The 16,622-nt window shown below is 65.5% G+C and carries 13 protein-coding genes; 4 read left to right on the forward strand and 9 right to left on the reverse strand.

All coding sequences use genetic code 11. The annotated features are described in order from the left end of the window. Positions 1–9: 9 nt before the first annotated feature. The 6 genes from M2D63_RS13765 to M2D63_RS13790 form a co-directional block, all read right to left on the reverse strand. Positions 10–1,113 (reverse strand): thiolase C-terminal domain-containing protein, encoded by a 1,104-nt coding sequence (locus M2D63_RS13765; RefSeq protein ID WP_285863477.1) that lies wholly within the window; start codon positions 1,111–1,113, stop codon positions 10–12. 61 nt (positions 1,114–1,174) lie between these two features. Further along, the gene (locus M2D63_RS13770) at positions 1,175–2,992 is read right to left on the reverse strand and encodes an SDR family oxidoreductase (protein ID WP_285863478.1); all 1,818 of its coding nucleotides are present in this window, start codon (positions 2,990–2,992) and stop codon (positions 1,175–1,177) included. Positions 2,993–3,015: 23 nt separating this feature from the next. Further along, positions 3,016–4,155: an acyl-CoA dehydrogenase family protein gene (locus tag M2D63_RS13775; protein ID WP_285863521.1), complete on the reverse strand. Its 1,140-nt coding sequence runs from the start codon at positions 4,153–4,155 to the stop codon at positions 3,016–3,018. A gap of 31 nt (positions 4,156–4,186) precedes the next feature. Continuing rightward, the gene (locus M2D63_RS13780; protein ID WP_285863479.1) at positions 4,187–5,332 is read right to left on the reverse strand and encodes an acyl-CoA dehydrogenase family protein; all 1,146 of its coding nucleotides are present in this window, start codon (positions 5,330–5,332) and stop codon (positions 4,187–4,189) included. 257 nt (positions 5,333–5,589) lie between these two features. Beyond that, positions 5,590–8,271 (reverse strand): LuxR C-terminal-related transcriptional regulator, encoded by a 2,682-nt coding sequence (locus M2D63_RS13785; RefSeq protein ID WP_285863480.1) that lies wholly within the window; start codon positions 8,269–8,271, stop codon positions 5,590–5,592. Positions 8,272–8,456: 185 nt separating this feature from the next. Continuing rightward, positions 8,457–9,599 (reverse strand): acyl-CoA dehydrogenase family protein, encoded by a 1,143-nt coding sequence (locus M2D63_RS13790; protein WP_285863481.1) that lies wholly within the window; start codon positions 9,597–9,599, stop codon positions 8,457–8,459. Between the two features lie 256 nt (positions 9,600–9,855). Here M2D63_RS13790 and M2D63_RS13795 point away from each other — a divergent pair, with 256 nt between their 5' ends. From M2D63_RS13795 to M2D63_RS13805, 3 genes are read left to right on the forward strand one after another with little or no spacing between them, the layout of a single operon-like run. Beyond that, positions 9,856–11,160: an MFS transporter gene (locus M2D63_RS13795; RefSeq protein ID WP_285863482.1), complete on the forward strand. Its 1,305-nt coding sequence runs from the start codon at positions 9,856–9,858 to the stop codon at positions 11,158–11,160. Positions 11,161–11,187: 27 nt separating this feature from the next. Then, positions 11,188–11,670, forward strand: a complete 483-nt coding sequence (locus M2D63_RS13800) for a thioesterase family protein (RefSeq protein ID WP_285863483.1) — start codon at positions 11,188–11,190, stop codon at positions 11,668–11,670. A 40-nt stretch (positions 11,671–11,710) separates the two neighbouring features. Beyond that, positions 11,711–12,130 (forward strand): DUF1810 domain-containing protein, encoded by a 420-nt coding sequence (locus M2D63_RS13805; RefSeq protein WP_285863484.1) that lies wholly within the window; start codon positions 11,711–11,713, stop codon positions 12,128–12,130. Between the two features lie 95 nt (positions 12,131–12,225). Here M2D63_RS13805 and M2D63_RS13810 read toward each other — a convergent pair whose 3' ends face one another. The 3 genes from M2D63_RS13810 to M2D63_RS13820 all read right to left on the reverse strand — a co-directional run bounded on the left by M2D63_RS13810 (position 12,226) and on the right by M2D63_RS13820 (position 15,513). Then, positions 12,226–12,633, reverse strand: a complete 408-nt coding sequence (locus M2D63_RS13810; protein WP_285863485.1) for an OsmC family protein — start codon at positions 12,631–12,633, stop codon at positions 12,226–12,228. Positions 12,634–12,699: 66 nt separating this feature from the next. After that, positions 12,700–13,998, reverse strand: a complete 1,299-nt coding sequence (locus tag M2D63_RS13815; protein ID WP_285863486.1) for a serine/threonine transporter — start codon at positions 13,996–13,998, stop codon at positions 12,700–12,702. A 141-nt stretch (positions 13,999–14,139) separates the two neighbouring features. Next, positions 14,140–15,513 carry an L-serine ammonia-lyase gene (locus M2D63_RS13820; protein ID WP_285863487.1) on the reverse strand — a complete coding sequence of 458 codons (1,374 nt, stop codon included), beginning with the start codon at positions 15,511–15,513 and terminating at the stop codon, positions 14,140–14,142. 146 nt (positions 15,514–15,659) lie between these two features. Here M2D63_RS13820 and M2D63_RS13825 point away from each other — a divergent pair, with 146 nt between their 5' ends. Beyond that, the gene (locus M2D63_RS13825) at positions 15,660–16,616 is read left to right on the forward strand and encodes a LysR substrate-binding domain-containing protein (RefSeq protein WP_285863488.1); all 957 of its coding nucleotides are present in this window, start codon (positions 15,660–15,662) and stop codon (positions 16,614–16,616) included. Positions 16,617–16,622: the final 6 nt, after the last annotated feature.

A 16,622-nucleotide genomic window follows, 5' to 3' on the forward strand; every position in this document is an offset into this window, starting at 1 on the left:
CGCGTTGACTCAATCGCGCTGATAAAGCGTGGCAATCACTGTACCGTCGGTGCCCGTCTGGTGCTGCAGGGCCAATTGCGCGTCGACGACCTGGCGTCGAGCGGCGCTGCCACGCAGCTGGTGCACCAGCTCGATGCATTGTGCCAGCGGACTCGCCGCTACGGCCTGCCCCAATGACAGCAACCCGCCGGACGGGTTGACGACCAGGTTGCCACCATAGGTGTTGTCGCCATCCTCGACCAGCTTCTCGGCATCGCCCTCGGGGCACAAACCCAGCGCCTCGTAGAGCAGCAATTCACCCAGGGTACTGCTGTCGTGCAGTTCGCACACCCCGACCTCCTGCGCGCCCCTGCCCGCCTGCTCGTACAGCTCGCGGGCAGCGGCGACGTTGAGGTCGTAATCGACCCCGAAGGTCGATCCCGGCTCCTGGCCGCTGACCTGCAGCGGTGACACGCAGGCCTGGGCGAGCATGCGCACTTTCGGTCCCGGGCAGTGGCGCCTGGCAAACTCGCCGGAGCACAGCAGCACGGCGGCGACACCGACGCTGGGCCAGGCGAACTGCGGATGGGTGAGCGGTTCGGCGATCATCCCGGCCTGCAGCACCTGGTCAAGGCTCAACACCTGGCTGAAGGCGCTCAGGGGGTTGAGCGCGGCATGCTGGCGCGCCTTGACCGCAATCATGGCGAAGGTCTCTCGCCGGGCCTGGTAGCGGCGCATGTATTCACACGCGGTCACGCCCAGTGGCGCCAGGGTAGTCACGCTCGCGGGCGCCGCCAGCGCAGCCTGCACGCCCAGTACCAGCACGCACTCGGCCTGGCCCAGGAGGATGGCCTGACGCGCACGCGCGATCAGGATACTGCCCTCCACGGCGTCTTGCGCGCAGTGTTGCAGCGCTACCCGGGCCAGCCCCGCGCGTTGCAGCGCACGCTGCAGGGTCGCGCCCTCGATCGGGTCCGAGGCGACCAGGACCCGATCAAGGGCGCTTGCCGACACACCAGCATCGCCGAGTGCCTGGAGCACCGTGGTGCCGATCAGGGCATCCAGGCCCGGGTTCAGCGCAACCGGACTGAAGGGCGACATTCCTACGCCAATCACATTGACGCAACGTTGCATCGTGCGCTCCTGAAATAGAAAGCTGCCGCGCCCGTTTCGGGGCGCGGCAGGTGGCCAGGGGTCAGGCCGGCACGGACTCGAACAGTTCGACCGCACCATTTTTCAACACGATCACATCCCGCTCCACGGCGCGCATCTGCACCACGATGCGGGTCGGCGACTCACGCCACATGCGGGTTTCCAGGGTATCGCCAGGCATCACGATGGAAGCGAAACGGGCGCGCACGCTCTTGAACAGGCGCGAATCGTTGTCGCAGAAAGCCTTGATCACATGGCGGCCGAGGTAGCCGAAGGTGCACAGGCCGTGCAGGAACGGCTTCTCGTAACCGGCCTTGGCGGCATAGTCCGGATCCACGTGCATCGGGTTCCAGTCACCGCACAGGCGATACAACAGGGCCTGGTTGACGTCGGTGGTGTCAGCCAGCACAGCGTCGGGCTCACGGGCCGGCGGCAGGTTGATCTCTTCGCTGGCCACACGCTCAAGGCCTGCGCCCGGGACGCCCGGGTAGAAGCCGGTGACTTCGTTGTAGAACAGCGGCGTGCCGTGCTCGTCGGTGGTCTCGATGGCCAGCACGCTGACCGAGCTCTTGCCTTTGTCGATGGCCGCCTTCAGGCGCATGGTGTGCTTGAGCTTGGCCTTCGGTGGCAGTGGCCGGTACATCACGGTGTACTGCTCGCCATGCAGGCCCTTGGCGAACGGCAGGTTCAGGCCTTCGATCTGCGGCTCGCCGGATTTGGCGGCGCGCAGGAACACTTCGGTGGCCGGCAACACGGCCATGGTCGGCAGGACGCGGAAGTCGTCACCGGTGAACTCGTTGACGTAGAGCAGTTCGGTGCGGTCCAGCGGGTCCTTGGCGGCGCCGACGGCCAGCGCATACAGGGCGGCGTCGTTCTGATCGTACTCGGTCTCCAGGTACGACACCGCGTTGGCCGCCACTTCCATGTCGACGTAGGCGTTGCCGCCCTTGGCCGGCGACTCCATGCGCGCGAACAGCTCGGTGAAGCTTTCACCGCCATTGGCGGGGTGGACGCTGTGCTCGTCGAAGCGAGTGATGCGCGCCCAGTTGTCGCGCACCAGCTCCGGACTCAGGCCGTCGGTGTGCAGGAAGCGCCCCTGGGAACGCTCCCAGCGGTACTTGGCGTGGAAGCCGCCACCGACCTCGAACAGGCCGCCGGTGTCTTCGCACTGCTCGCTGCACAGCCAGCCCACCAGCGGTGCGACGTCTTCGACCTTGAGCTTGTCATGCAACGCCTCGGGGAAGATGCCGCTGGCGATCACCATGCGCGAAGCGGCGATCGGGGCGATGGTGTTGACGCGGATGTTCTTGCTCGCGCCTTCGATCGCCAGGGCGCTGGCAAAGCCGATCAGGCCGGCCTTGGCAGTGGCGTAGTTGCACTGGCCGAAGTTGCCGAAGATGCCGGCGCCGGAGGCGGTCATGACGATGCGGCCGTAACCCTTGTCGCGCATGATCGGCCATACCGCATGGGTCAGGCGGAAGGCGCCCTTGACGTGGACGTCCTGGATCAGGTCCCACTGTTCTTCGCTCATCTTGTGGAACGAGGTGTCGCGCAGCACGCCGGCGTTGTTGATGAGGATATCGACGGTACCGAAGGCCTCGAGCGCGGTGGCGACGATTTTCTCGCCCTCGGTCACCGAGTGATAGTCGGCCACCGCCTCGCCACCCAGGGCGCGGATTTCGGCGACTACCGCATCCGCGGCGGCGCTGGAGCTGCCCAGGCCCGCGGTGGTGACACCCAGGTCATTGACTACTACTTTGGCGCCGCGTGCCCCCAGCAACAGGGCATGGGCGCGACCCAGGCCGTTGCCGGCGCCGGTTACGATGGCGACTTTACCGTCGAAGCGAATTTCTTGAGACACGTTTGCACTCCTCTAGATCGCGCTCACAAGGTGCGAGCGATGATTTCTTTCATGATTTCGTTGGTACCGCCCCAGATGCGGTTGCCGCGGGTGTCCAGGTACAGGCGGGCGATCGGGTATTCGGTCATGTAGCCGTTGCCGCCGTGCAGTTGCAGGCAGGCATCGACCACCCGGCTGCTGAGTTCGGCAGTCCAGTACTTGGCCACCGCCGCCGTTTCGGCAGTCAGCTCGCCCTGCAGCAGCAAGGCCATGCAGCTGTCGACCCAGGAGCGGCCGATCTGCACCTCGGTCTTCAGTTGCGCCAGGGTGAAGCGCGAGTTCTGGAAATCCAGCACCGGCTTGCCGAACACGATGCGCGTGCGGGTGTAGTCGATGGTCTGCTCCAGCGCCGCCTCGGCCTGGGCCTGGAAGCCCACCGCACCGATGATCCGTTCCCAGGCCAGGTCGTGCATGAGCTGGTAGAAACCCTGGCCCTGCACCCCGCCGAGCACGTTCTCGACCGGCACGCGGCAGTCGTCGAAGAACAGCATGCTGGTGTCCTGGGCATGCAGGCCGATCTTTTCCAGCGGCTGCGAACGGCTGAAGCCCTCGCGCTCCTTCTCGACGATAACCAGCGAGATATCCTTGGCGCTGCCGCTGGTGCCGGTCTTGCACACCACCAGCGCCAGGTCGCAGGAAGCACCGTTGGAAATAAAGGTCTTGGAGCCGTTGAGCACCAGCTGATCGCCGTCCTGCACGGCGCGGGTGCGTACCGCCTGCAGGTCCGAGCCGGTGTTGGGCTCGGTCATGGCGATGGCGCCGACCGCTTCGCCTGCGATCATTCGCGGCAGCCAGGCCTGCTTCTGCGCCTCGGTGCCGTAGTTGAGGATGTAGAAGGCCACCAGGCCGTGCACGCCGAAACCGATCAGGCCGGTGGCGCCGATGCGCATGAATTCTTCCGAGAAGACCATGTCGAACAACCGGTCGGCACCGGGGCCGCCGTATTCTTCCGGCATGGAGGGCAGCAACATGCCCAGCTCACCGGCCTTGCGCCACACCTCGCGGGGCACGCACTTGTCCTTTTCCCACTGGGCGTGGAACGGTGCGACCTCCTCTTCCATGAAGCGGCGGGCGGCGCGGCGGAATTCTTCGTGCTCGGTGCTGAACAGCGTACGGGGAATCAGGTATTCCATAGGTATTCCTCTGCGGCCCGGATCAGAGCGTGCGCCCGACCAGGTCTTTCATGATGTCGTTGGCGCCGCCGGCGATGCGCAGGACGCGGTGATCGAGGTAGTGACGGGCCACCGGGTACTCGAGCATGTAGCCGTTGCCGCCGTGCAGCTGGAGGCACTCGTCCACCACCTTGGTGTACAGGTCCGAGCACCACAGCTTGGCGGCAGCCGCCGCTTCCGGGCTGAGGCTGCGCGCCAGGCACTGCTCCATGCAGCGGTCGACGTAGTTCTGCGACACCGCCAGCTGCATCTTCAGGTCGGCGAGCTTGAAGCGGGTGTTCTGGAACTCGAAGATCGGCTTGCCGAACACGGTGCGGCCGCGGGTGTACTCAAGGGTGCTTTCCAGCACCGCTTCGGCGCCGGCGACACTGCTGACGGCGATGGACAGGCGTTCCCAGGCCAGCTCTTTCATCAGCTGGATAAAGCCCTGCCCGGCCACGCCGCCCAGCAGGTTCTCCTTCGGCACGCGCACGTCTTCGAAAAACAGCATGGTGGTGTCCTGGGCGTGCAGGCCGACCTTGCGCAAGGGCCGCGAGCGGCTGAAGCCTGCGCGGTCGGCTTCGACCAGGATCAGCGAGATGTCCTGGGCGCCCTTGCCGCTGTTGCCGGTCTTGGCGACCACCACCACGACGTCGCAGTGGGTACCGTTGGAGATGAAGGTCTTGGCGCCGTTGATGACGTACTCGTCACCCTCGAGCACCGCGCGGGTCTTGACCGCCTGCAGGTCGGAGCCGGTGTCCGGCTCGGTCATGGCCACCGCGCCGATGGCCTCGCCCGCCGCCATCTTCGGCAGCCAGGCCTGCTTTTGCGCTTCGCTGCCGAAGTTCACCAGGTACCCGGCGACAATATCGTGCACGCCGAAGCCGATCAGCCCCGAGGCCAGGCCCGCGCGGTAGATTTCCTCAGTGGCGATCATCGAGAAGCGCCGGTCCAGGCCCAGGCCGCCGTAGGCTTCAGGGGTGGTGGCGTTGAGCATGCCCAGCGCACCGGCGCGTTTCCAGATTTCCCGGGGCACCCGATGATCGGCTTCCCACTGCTCAAGGCCAGGCGCACACTCCTGCGCCAGGAAGCGCCGCACGCTGCTGCGAAACTCCTCGTGCTCATGATCAAACAGGCTACGCGGAATCATTGCTGGTTCTCTCCTAGGTCGTCGTTTCGCCACCTTTACAGGGGCTCTGGATCGATCATAGGAGCAGGTTCCGGCGAGCCGCCCCCTCAGGGAGGGGGGGATGTGAAGGGCTGTGGAATTCGCACTGGCGCCCCCCCCTTCAGGGGTTGGCGGGCAAGCCGCCGGCGACCCTAGACTGGCCCGGCGAAATACCGGCGACGGCACCTCCCGTGGCGTCCACGCAACGCCACGGGTGACCTGCGTCGGTGTTTTCGCACTTACTCGATCAGGCCGTGCTTGCGCGCCCAGGACACCGCGTCATAGCGGCTGGAAACCCCCATCTTCACGTAGATGTTCTTCAGGTTCCACTTCACCGTTTCCAACGAAATGTTCAAGGTCAGGGCCACACGCTTGTTGGCCATGGCCTGGCTGATCAGTTGCAGGATCGCCAGCTCCCGGGGCGTGAGCACAGAGCTTGCGCCACCGCCCGACGACTCGCTGCCACGGCCGACGCTGGCCGTGCCGAAGCGCTCCAGCAGGCGTGCCAGGTAAGCCTCGTCCTCGGCATTCGGGGCTCTGCCGGCAAGCCCGGCGAGCAACTTGCGCAGCCCCTCGCCTTCGTCCAGGAAGGTCCGTACCAGACCCAGCTCGCGCCCCTGGGACAGGGCGGCGAGCAGATGCGCCTGGGCCTGTTCCGGTTGCAGCAGGTCGGCATGGGCGCAGGCCATCAACACCTGCGCCATCACCTGTAGCTGGCCGCGCCTGAACTGCCCGGCGTAGGCGTAGAGGCGCTGCAACTCGTCCAGTGCCTTGGCCGGGTAGTTGGTGGAGAGCTGCAGACGGGCATTGGCCAGCGCCGCGATCGCCGGGATGTCGGCCTGAAAGCCGCTCGCCCCCTGGTAGTTGCCGGCAAGGACCTGCAACCTGGCGACCCGCTCGGAGGCCCCGGCCTTGTCGTTGTCGAGCAAGGCGATGCGCGCCTGTTCGGCCAGGCAGTGGACCAGGGCACGGTCCTGGCCGATGGAGCGGAAGTGACGTTCCTGGCGCTCGAGGAAGGCCATGGCCACTGCCGCGCTGTCCTGCAGCACATCCAGGCGTGCCCGGCAGATGGTCGCACGCAGCATGGTGTCAGGCATGGCCCACTGCAGCAGGCCGTTGCGATTGGCGAGGATCTCCCGCGCCTCGTCGGTGCGGTCCAGCTCGCGGTACACCTCGGCCAGGGTGGCGGCGCCGAGGTAGGCGCTGGCCGAGCGATGCCCATGGACCGCCACGGCGCGGGCCAGCTGCGCGGTACCGATGCGCTCGGCTTCCTGCACCCGGCCAGCCTGCAGGTAACACAGGGTACGCGCGCCTTCGGCGACCAGGGCCATCTCGGCGTCGCGCTCGGCCTCGGGAATGGGATTGTCGTCCAGGCACTGCAAGGCTTCCTCGATCCGTCCGGCGGCCGCGTAGGCGATGGCCAGCAGCGCCGGCGCACCGAACCGGGTGGCCGAATAGTCGTCGGGCAAGGCCTGGAAGTCCTTGAGCAAGCCGATGATCGGTTCGGTGCGGTCACGCTGGACCTCGATGGCCGCCTGCACCAGCGGCAGCCGGTAGGCGACGTCGGCCTGCTGCGCCGCGCCACTGCGCTGGAACTGCTCCAGCCAGGCCTCGGCCTTGGCCGGACGGGCTGTCAGCGCGTAGGCCAGGCAACCGAGGAAGAACAAGCGTGGCCGCGAGAACAGGATGTCTTGAGGCAAGCGGTCGAGCAGGCGCAGCAAGGGGCTGAGCTGGCTCAGGCTCCAGGTCGCCGGTGCGGCGCGCTCGATCAGTTGCGCGGCAAAGCTCAGGTCGCCGGCCAGGGTGGCATGGCGTACCGACTCGGCCAACAGCTTGCGCTCGGCGAACCAGCGCGCGGCGCGGTAATGCAGTTCGGTCTGCGAACCGCTGTCGCGACGGGCCAGGCGTGTGACGAGGAAGTCGGCGAACAGGGCGTGAAAGCGATACCAGGGCTGGCGGTCATCGGCTTCGACGCGAAAGATCAGCAGGTTTTCTTCGTCGAGTTGCTTGAGCATGGCCTGGGCCGATTCACAGCCAGTCACCGCCTGGGCCAGCGAGGCGTTGAAGCGCCGGCAGATGCTGACACGTTCCATGAAGGTCGCCAGCTCCGGCGGCAGGTGGGCCATGACGTTTTCCGCCAGGTAACTCTGCAGGTCGTCCGAGCGCCAACCCATCTCGCGCAGGGCACTGCGCGAGTCCGGGTCGCTGCGCAGGAGGATGATCACCAGCTGCAGGGTGGCCGGCCAACCGCTGGTGAGCTCATGGATCTGGTGCAGCTCCTCGGGACTGAGCTTCAAGGCCGCCAGGCTCTGTTCCAGGAAGGCCCGCGACTCAGCCAGATCGAAGGGCAAGGCCGCGCAATCAAGCTCGACCAACTGGCCACTCAGGCGCAGCCGGCTGAAGCTCAGCGGCGGGCCGACCCGGGAGGAAATGACGAAATGCAGGTTCTCGGGGCTGTGATCGAGCAGTTTCTGCATCAATTGATGGGAGCGCGGATCGGTGACGTGCTGGTAGTCGTCGATGACCAGGAACAGTTCCTTGTTGATTGCGCCAGCCCCTTCGACGATGGCCGCCACCACCTCATCGATGAACTCGGGCCTGGCACCTTCCAGGGGGATGCCGCTGTCCAGGGCAATGCCCAGGCGCTGCAGGGCACCGCGCAAGTAGGCGAAGAAAATCGCCAGGTGCTTGTCGTCGGCACTCAGCGACAGCCAGGCCACCTCCGCGCCGGAGCGCATCATCGCCTGGCGCCACTGGGCCAGCAGCGTGGTCTTGCCGAACCCCGGGCTACCGGTGACCAGGCCCACGCGGCATTGCGCCATACACTGCAGTTGCTCAAGCAGGCGCTGGCGCAGGATGGTCTGGGGGCCGATGCGCGGCGGCGCGAATTTGGTCGACACCAGCAGTTTGTCGGTATGCATGTACTGAGCGTTCTCCGATTCACAGGTCGCTTGCCGGGCGCAGCGATTGCTTCGTTGGGGCTGCACTGCAGCCCATCGCGGCGCAAGGCCGCTCCCACCTGGCTACCCCGTCAGATTTTTACCCCAACGCTGGCCAAAAGTCAGTACAGCCAGCGCAAGTCGCCGGCCCGGTGTAACGAAGCGTTTCAGAGGCTGCGCGCCACCAGCTCACGCATGATGTCGTTGGCACCGCCATAGATGCGGTTGACCCGGCTGTCCAGGTAATGGCGGGCGACCGGGTATTCGAGCATGTAGCCATTGCCGCCGTGCAGTTGCACGCACTGGTCGACCACCCGCGAGTACAACTCGGTGCACCAGAGCTTGGCCGCGGCCGCCGCCTCCGGGCTCAGCGCGTGTTGCAGTTCCAGCTCCATGCAGCGATCGACATAGGTCTGCCCCAGGACGATGTCGGTCTTGAGCTCGGCCAGTTTGAAGCGCGAGTTCTGGAAGTCGATGATCGGCTTGCCGAAGACCTTGCGCTCACGGGTGTAGTCGAGGGTCTGTTCCAGCACCGCCTGGCTCGCGGCCACGGCGAGCAGGCCGATGCTCAGGCGCTCCCAGGCCAGCTCCTTCATCAACTGGTAGAAGCCCTGGCCCGGCTCGCCGCCGAGGATGTTCGCTTTCGGCACCCGCACGTTCTCGAAGAACAGCATGGTGGTGTCCTGGGCGTGCATGCCGACCTTGCGTAGCGGCCGGGACTTGCTGACCCCGGCGCGATCGGCTTCCACCAGGATCAGCGAGATGTCCCGCGAGCCCTTGCCGCTGCTGCCGGTCTTGGCGATGACCACGATGATGTCGCTGTTGGTGCCGTTGGAGATGAAGGTCTTGGCGCCGTTGATGACGTACTCGTCACCGTCGAGCACCGCCCGGGTCTTGACCGCCTGCAGGTCGGAGCCGGTGTCCGCTTCGGTCATGGCCACGGCGGCGATGGCCTCGCCGCTGGCCATCTTCGGCAGCCACTCCAGTTTCTGCTGCTCGGTGCCGAAGTTGATCAGGTAACCGGCGCAGATGTCATGCACGTTGAAGCCGTTCAGGCCCGAGAGCCCGGCACGGGCCACCTCTTCCACCGCGATCATCGAAAACCTGCGGTCCACGCCCAGGCCGCCATAGGCCTCCGGGGTGGTGGCATTGAGCATGCCCAGCTCACCGGCACGCTGCCAGATCCGCCGGGGCACGAGGTGGTCTTCTTCCCATTGCTCATGGAACGGCGTGCATTCCTCGGCGAGGAAGCGCCGGACCGTGTCGCGGAAGGCTTCATGCTCATGATCGAAAAGGGTGCGAGGAATCATTGTTATACCTTTGATTTCGATGAGTTCGACGGTTGCGTCTCTTGCGGACGCCTTTGCCCCACCTTAGGCCGCCAGGCCGCCACTCCCCCCCCTCTAAGCGGGTAGGTTGCCAGCGACCCTCCACTCCTCCCCTCCCTATCCCCCCCGAACAGGGAGGGTGCGCTGCCCTGCAACGCACGCAACATCCAGCCTGCCGCCTTTGCGCAAACAACGGCCCGAGCCCCCTCACAACAAGAACAACAACCCGGAGACAGCGATGAACCCGACAGCCACCCCGGATGACCGGACACTGTTTCGCAAGATCAGCTGGCGCATCATGCCGCTGCTGCTGGCCGCCTACGTGGTGGCCTTCCTCGACCGCATCAACGTCGGCTACGCGCAGTTGCAGATGAAGGAAACGCTGGCCTTCAGCGACGCTGTCTACGCCCTGGGCGCGGGGATCTTCTTCGTCGGCTACCTGCTGTTCGAGGTGCCGAGCAACCTGATGCTGGAACGGATCGGCGTACGCAAGACCCTGCTGCGCATCATGGTCTGCTGGGGCCTGGTGGCCATAGCGATGATGTTCGTGCAGACCCCGACCCAGTTCTATGTCCTGCGTTTTCTGCTCGGCGTGTTCGAAGCCGGCTTCACCCCGGGCGCCCTGCTCTACCTGACCTACTGGTACCCACCGGCGCGGCGCGCGCGGATGATCGGCATCTTCATGCTCGGCGCCATTGCCGCCAGCCTGATCGCCGGGCCCTTGTCGGGCGCCATCATGAAGTACTTCGACGCAATCAACGGCTGGCACGGCTGGCAGTGGCTGTTCCTGGTCCAGGGCCTGCCTGCGCCCCTGCTGGGCATCCTGGCCTGGTTCTGCCTGGTAGACCGCCCCGAACAGGCCTCATGGTTGAGCCCCGCAGAGAAGACCCAACTGCGCCAGGCGTTCGATGCCGAGGGCCAGAGCAGCGCCAAGGCCGAGCACGGCTCGCTGGGTCGGTTCCTGCGTGACACCCGGGTCTGGATGCTGGCGCTGACCTATGTGCTGATGGTCGGCGGCACCTACAGCGTGGTGTTCTGGACCCCGACCCTGATCAAGAGCTGGGGCGTCACCGACCTGCTGGAGATCGGCCTCTACGCGACACTGCCGCAGTTCTTCGCGATCGCCGGCGTGCTCCTGCTCGGTCGCAGCTCCGACCGCCACCAGGAACGACGCTGGCATTTCACCGCTGGCGCCCTGTTGACCAGCACCGGCCTGGGCCTGATCGTCCTGGCGCAAGGCACGTTGGCGCTGTCGCTGGCCGGCCTGTGCCTGGCCGTCATGGGGCTGACCTCGATCACCCCGGTGTTTTTCGCCCTGGTGTCCGAGTACCTGCCCAAGGCGTCGATGGCCGCCGGCATCGCCCTGGTCAGCAGCATCGGCAACCTGGGTGGGGCGATCAGCCCCCCGCTGACCACGGCCCTGAACACTGCCAGCGGCGGCACCAGCCACAGCCTGTACCTGGTGATGAGCCTGTACCTGTTGGCCGCCTTCATCGTCCTGCGCGGGTTTCGTGCACCGCAAACCACCCTCCAGGTCGCCTGACCCCCTCACCACGCTCAGGAGCTTTCCATGACCCCGTCCCTCCACAGCGCCCCGCCGGCCCAGGCCAACGCCAGCAAACCCCTGGTGCAGCAGCGTGGCGACTACCGCTACTTTCGCGAGATCACCACCCGCTGGATGGACAACGATGTGTATGGGCACGTCAACAACGTCATTTACTACAGCTGGTTCGACACCGTGGTCAACGGCTGGCTGCTGGAGCACGACCTGCTCGACTTCCAGACGTGCCCGACCATCGGCCTGGTGGTGGAAACCCAGTGCAGCTACCTGTCGTCCATCGCCTTCCCCGACCGGGTCTGTGGTGGGCTGCGGGTGGCGCGGCTGGGCACTTCGAGCGTGCGTTACGAGGTGGGGCTGTTCGCCAACGACAGTGGCCAGGCCTCGGCCCAGGGGCATTTCGTCCATGTCTACGTCGACCGCCTGAGCCGGCGCCCGGTGCCCTTGCCGCACAGGCTGCGCCAGGCCCTGGAAACCCTTGAGGTCACGCCATGAAGGGGCATACTGTTCTGGCGTAACGACGAGGAACACGATCATGTTCGAGCCCTCCGATCTTCAGCGTTTCGTCGAGGCCCAGCAGCCGGTCTACAGCAAGGTCCTGCAAGAGTTGCAGAACGGACGCAAGACCAGTCACTGGATCTGGTTCATCTTTCCGCAGCTCTATGGCCTGGCCCATAGTGACATCGCCGATTTCTATGCGATCAGCGGACGCAAGGAGGCCGTGGCCTATCTACAGCACCCGCTGCTGGGGCCACGTCTTGAGGAATGTGTCGGCGCCCTGCTGCAGCACAAGGACAAGAGCGCCCTGCAGATCCTCGGCCACCCCGACGACCTGAAGCTGCGCTCCTGTCTTACCCTGTTCGCCAGCGTCGCCCCCGACCATCCGCTGTTCCAGGCTGGCCTGGATCAGTTCTATAACGGCGAGCCCGATCCCAGGAGCCTGGCCCTGCTCTAACTGCGCAGGCTGTGATCGGTAGGAGCGGGCTTGCCCCGCGATTACGGTGTGATTGGCGGACCGTGATCGCGGGGCAAGCCCGCTCCTACAGGCCTTCAGTCAGCCAACTGGCTGGCAATGACAATGTTGCCACTGAGCAGCTTGTGCAGCGGGCAGGCATTGGCCACGCCCAGCAGGCGCTCGCGCTGGGCCGCATCGAGTTCACCGTGCAGTTCGATCACCCGCTTGATCTCGGTGTGCATGGGCGTGGTTTTATCTTCCCGGGTGATATCCAGCTGCACGTGGATATGCTGCAACGGCCACTCCTTGCGCCGGGCATACATGGACAGAGTGATCGCGGTGCAGGCGCCCAGGGCCGAGAGCAACAGTTGGTGGGGGTTGGGGCCGCTGTCGTGGCCACCGAGTGCCTTGCTTTCATCGGCAAGCCACTGGTTCACGCCAGCGGACAGGTTGACGCTGTAGGGGATCTCGCCCAGTTCGGCGTGGACGGTCGAATCGCTCATCGGTGCAGGCTTCCTTGACAACGGCCAGGCCCCAGAGGCCCGGCACGGAGTCCCTACACTAAGGCATCAGGCGAGCAAGGAATAGAGGATCGCCGACAAGGTGATCAGGCCGATCAGCACCACGAAGACGTTGGAGGCCTTGCCCGAGTATTTGCGCAAGGACGGCACCTTGTGCATGGCGTACATCGGCATCAGGAACAGCAGGCAGGCGATCACCGGGCCGCCGAGGTTCTCGATCATGCCCAGGATGCTCGGGTTGAGCGTGGCCACCGCCCAGCAGGTGAGCACCATGAACAAGGCCGTCAGTTGCTCCAGGCGTTTGGCCGGCAATTGTTTGCCACGGCTGCGCAGGCTCTTGATGATCATGCCCTGGAAGCCCTCGCTGGCACCGATGTAGTGGCCCAGGAACGACTTGGTGATCGCCACCAGGGCGATCAGCGGGGCGACGAAGGCAATCACCGGGGTCTGGAAGTGGTTGGCCAGGTACGACAGGATCGAGATGTTCTGCTGCTTGGCCGCCGCAAGGTCGGCCGGGCTCAGGGCCAGCACGCAGCTGAAGCAGAAGAACATCACGGTCAGTACCATCATCACATGGGCGCTGGCGAGGATCTTGCCGCTCTTCTGGTCGGCCTGCTCGCCGTAGCGGTGCTTCTGGTCGACGGCAAAGGCCGAGATGATCGGCGAGTGGTTGAAAGAGAACACCATCACCGGAATCGCCAGCCACAGGGTCTTGATCAACAGCTCCATGGACATGCCTTCGCTGGCCTGGGCGAAGAACGCGCCGTTCCAGTTGGGGATCAGGCTCAGCGCCAGCAACAGCAGCGCGGCGACGAAGGGATAGACCAGCAGGCTCATGACCTTGACGATGATGCCCTGGCCGCTGCGCACCACGATCATCAGGCCGCAGATCAACAGCAAGGCCAACACGGCCCGCGGTGGCGGGGTTATGTGCAGCTGGTGCTCCATGAAGTTGCCCAGGGTGTTGGTCAGGGCGACGCTGTACACCAGCAGGATCGGGAAGATGGCGAAGAAGTACAGCAAGGTGATCAGCTTGCCGGCACCGACGCCGAAGTGTTCTTCGACCACCTCGGTGATGTCTTCGCTGGCGCCGCGCTTGCCCGAGAGCACGAAGCGGGTCAGGCCGCGGTGCGCGTAGAAGGTCATGGGGAAGGCCAGCAGCGCCAGGATCAGCAGCGGCCAGAAGCCCCCTACCCCGGCGTTGATCGGCAGGAACAGGGTACCGGCGCCGATGGCGGTACCGTACAGGCCCAGGACCCAGGTAGTGTCGTGGCGGTTCCAGGCTTTGCTTTGCGCAGGGGCAGCCGATTCCACACGAAGGGTCGTGGTGCTATTTACATCAGTCATCGATATTGCCTTGTAGTTGTTTTTGTTGCGTATGAATAACTTGGGATCTGTGGGAGCGGGCTTGCCCCGCGATTGCGAGCTGTCAGTCACATCGCTTCGCGGGGCAAGCCCGCACCTACAGGCAGCCTGCCGGCAGCGGGCTCAACACTCGACGAAGGCGACGGCCAGGCCGCCGCGCGAGGTCTCCTTGTAGTTGGCGTGCATGTCGGCGCCGGTGTCGCGCATGGTGCGGATCACCCGGTCCAGGGAAATGAAGTGTTCACCATCGCCGCGCAGGGCCATTTGCACGGCGTTGATGGCCTTGACCGCGGCAATCGCGTTGCGCTCGATGCACGGCACCTGGACCAGGCCGCCGACCGGGTCGCAGGTCAGGCCCAGGTTATGCTCCAGGGCGATCTCGGCAGCGTTCTCCAGCTGCATGGGCGTGGCCCCGAGCACCTCGGCAAGGCCGGCGGCCGCCATGGCGCAGGCCGAGCCGACCTCGCCCTGGCAGCCCACTTCGGCGCCGGAGATCGAGGCGTTTTTCTTGCACAGGATGCCCACCGCGGCGGCGCTGAGGAGAAAATCGACCACGTCGTTGTCGCACGCGTCCGGGTTGAACTTCATGTAGTAGTGCAACACCGCCGGGATGATCCCGGCGGCGCCATTGGTGGGCGCGGTGACCATGCGCCCGCCGGCGGCGTTCTCTTCGTTGACCGCCAGGGCGAACAGGTTGACCCATTCCATGGCGCTCAGGGTCGAGCCGATCACGTTGGGTTTGCCCAGTTCCTGCAGGCTGCGATGCAGCTTGGCGGCGCGGCGCTTGACCTGCAGCCCGCCCGGCAGGATGCCTTCGTTGCGCAGGCCGTTGTCGACGCACTCGCGCATGGCCGCCCAGAGCTTGAGCAGGCCGCTGCGCACCTCGGCCTCAGGACGCCAGGCGAGCTCGTTGGCCATCATCAGTTCGCTCACGCGCAGCTGGTGCTGCTTGCACAGGGCGAGCAACTGGGCGGCACTGTCAAAGTCATAGGGCAACTGCACCTGTTCGGTGCTGGCCACGCTGCCGATTTCCCCGGCTTCGACGATAAAGCCGCCACCCACCGAGTAGTAGGTCTGCTGCAACAGGGAGCCGGTGGCACTGCTGGCTTCCAGGGTCATGGCATTGGGGTGGTACGGCAGGCTTTCGTCGAGCAGCAGCAAGTCGCGGGCGCAATCGAAGGGCACCGGCTGGCTGCCGTCGAGCAGCAGCACCTGGCTGTCCTGCAACCGAGTGATCAGCGCCTCGATGCTGCGCGGGTCGATCTGGTCCGGCCACTCGCCCATCAGCCCGAGCAGGCAGGCCCGGTCCGTGGCGTGACCGACACCGGTGGCCGACAGCGAGCCATACAGGCGCACCTCCAGGCGACTCACCTGGGCCAGCAAACCCTGCTCGCGCAAGGCCTGGGCGAAGGTGGCAGCCGCCCGCATCGGGCCGACGGTATGGGAGCTCGAAGGCCCGATGCCAATTTTGAAAAGGTCGAAAACACTGATAGCCATGCTAATGCCTGCACACTCAAGCGACGAATGTCGCCTTACCGCTCTATGAAAAAATTGAAGGGTTTCGCGAAGTTGCGCGATACTGCCCGGTCACCGTGGCATTGACCAACGAAACTTTCTAAGCAAGCCTTTAGCAGAACTAAACGATGAGACGGCAAATGAATGGCCAGATGTATGTCTGGCTGCATGTGTTTTCCTGCGCGGCGCGGCACCTGTCGTTCACCCGCTGTGCCGAGGAGCTGCACATTACGCCGGGCGCGGTCAGCCAGCAGATCCGCCAGCTGGAAGAGCGCCTGGGCTTTCGCCTGTTCCTGCGCCGGGCCCGCGGCGTGGAGCTGAGCGCCGAAGGCCAGCGCCTGGCCCAGACGGTCAGCGAAGCCTACGGCAACATCGATGCCGAACTGCGGCGCCTGGACGCCGGCGAGATTCGCGGCACCCTGCGCCTGCGCTCGATCCCTTCGTTCCTGGCCAAGTGGTTGACGCCGCGCCTGCCGCGCCTGCAGCAACGCTACCCGGACATCCAGCTGCGCCTGGTGGCCGAAGACAGCAGCCAGGCCCTGCGCGAAGGTGACTTCGACCTGGCCATCGACCTCAACGACGGCAGTTACCCGGGCATGCACTCCACCCCGTTGCTAGACGAGCAGATCTTTCCGGTGTGCTCACCGGCCCTGCTGCGCGGCCGCCCGCCGCTGCACGGGCCCGCCGACCTTGTGCACTATCCGCTGCTGCACGACATCACCGCCTGGCGCGGCAGTTCCGAATACGCGGAGTGGGAGTTCTACCTGGAGGGTATCGGCGCCGCCGGCCTGGATGTGCGCCGCGGCCATACCTTCAACCGCAACCACCTGACCATCGAAGCAGCCATCGCCGGCATCGGCGTGGCCATCGCCCGGCGCACCCTGCTCAATGACGAACTGGAGCGCGGCACCCTGATCGTGCCCTTCGGCCTGCCGATCGCCAATCACAAGCGCTACGTGCTGCACTACCCGCCCGGTGGCCTGACCCACCCCGGCGCCCGGGCCGTGCATGACTGGCTGGTGGAAGAGGCGCAAGGCTTTCGCAGCTTGCACCCCCTGGTAGCGCCCAGGTCCACCGGTGAGTGACAGATG

This window comes from Pseudomonas sp. BJa5 (assembly GCF_030272875.2).
GTDB lineage: Bacteria > Pseudomonadota > Gammaproteobacteria > Pseudomonadales > Pseudomonadaceae > Aquipseudomonas.

What these genes read in the sequence shown, in the direction of transcription:
- M2D63_RS13765 (WP_285863477.1), bottom strand. Translation starts at nt 1,113, where the DNA reads ATGCAACGTTGCGTCAATGTGATTGGCGTAGGAATGTCGCCCTTCAGT.
- M2D63_RS13780 (WP_285863479.1), bottom strand. Translation starts at nt 5,332, where the DNA reads ATGATTCCGCGTAGCCTGTTTGATCATGAGCACGAGGAGTTTCGCAGC.
- M2D63_RS13785 (WP_285863480.1), bottom strand. Translation starts at nt 8,271, where the DNA reads ATGCATACCGACAAACTGCTGGTGTCGACCAAATTCGCGCCGCCGCGC.
- M2D63_RS13790 (WP_285863481.1), bottom strand. Translation starts at nt 9,599, where the DNA reads ATGATTCCTCGCACCCTTTTCGATCATGAGCATGAAGCCTTCCGCGAC.
- M2D63_RS13795 (WP_285863482.1), top strand. Translation starts at nt 9,856, where the DNA reads ATGAACCCGACAGCCACCCCGGATGACCGGACACTGTTTCGCAAGATC.
- M2D63_RS13800 (WP_285863483.1), top strand. Translation starts at nt 11,188, where the DNA reads ATGACCCCGTCCCTCCACAGCGCCCCGCCGGCCCAGGCCAACGCCAGC.
- M2D63_RS13805 (WP_285863484.1), top strand. Translation starts at nt 11,711, where the DNA reads ATGTTCGAGCCCTCCGATCTTCAGCGTTTCGTCGAGGCCCAGCAGCCG.
- M2D63_RS13810 (WP_285863485.1), bottom strand. Translation starts at nt 12,633, where the DNA reads ATGAGCGATTCGACCGTCCACGCCGAACTGGGCGAGATCCCCTACAGC.
- M2D63_RS13815 (WP_285863486.1), bottom strand. Translation starts at nt 13,998, where the DNA reads ATGACTGATGTAAATAGCACCACGACCCTTCGTGTGGAATCGGCTGCC.
- M2D63_RS13820 (WP_285863487.1), bottom strand. Translation starts at nt 15,513, where the DNA reads ATGGCTATCAGTGTTTTCGACCTTTTCAAAATTGGCATCGGGCCTTCG.
- M2D63_RS13825 (WP_285863488.1), top strand. Translation starts at nt 15,660, where the DNA reads ATGAGACGGCAAATGAATGGCCAGATGTATGTCTGGCTGCATGTGTTT.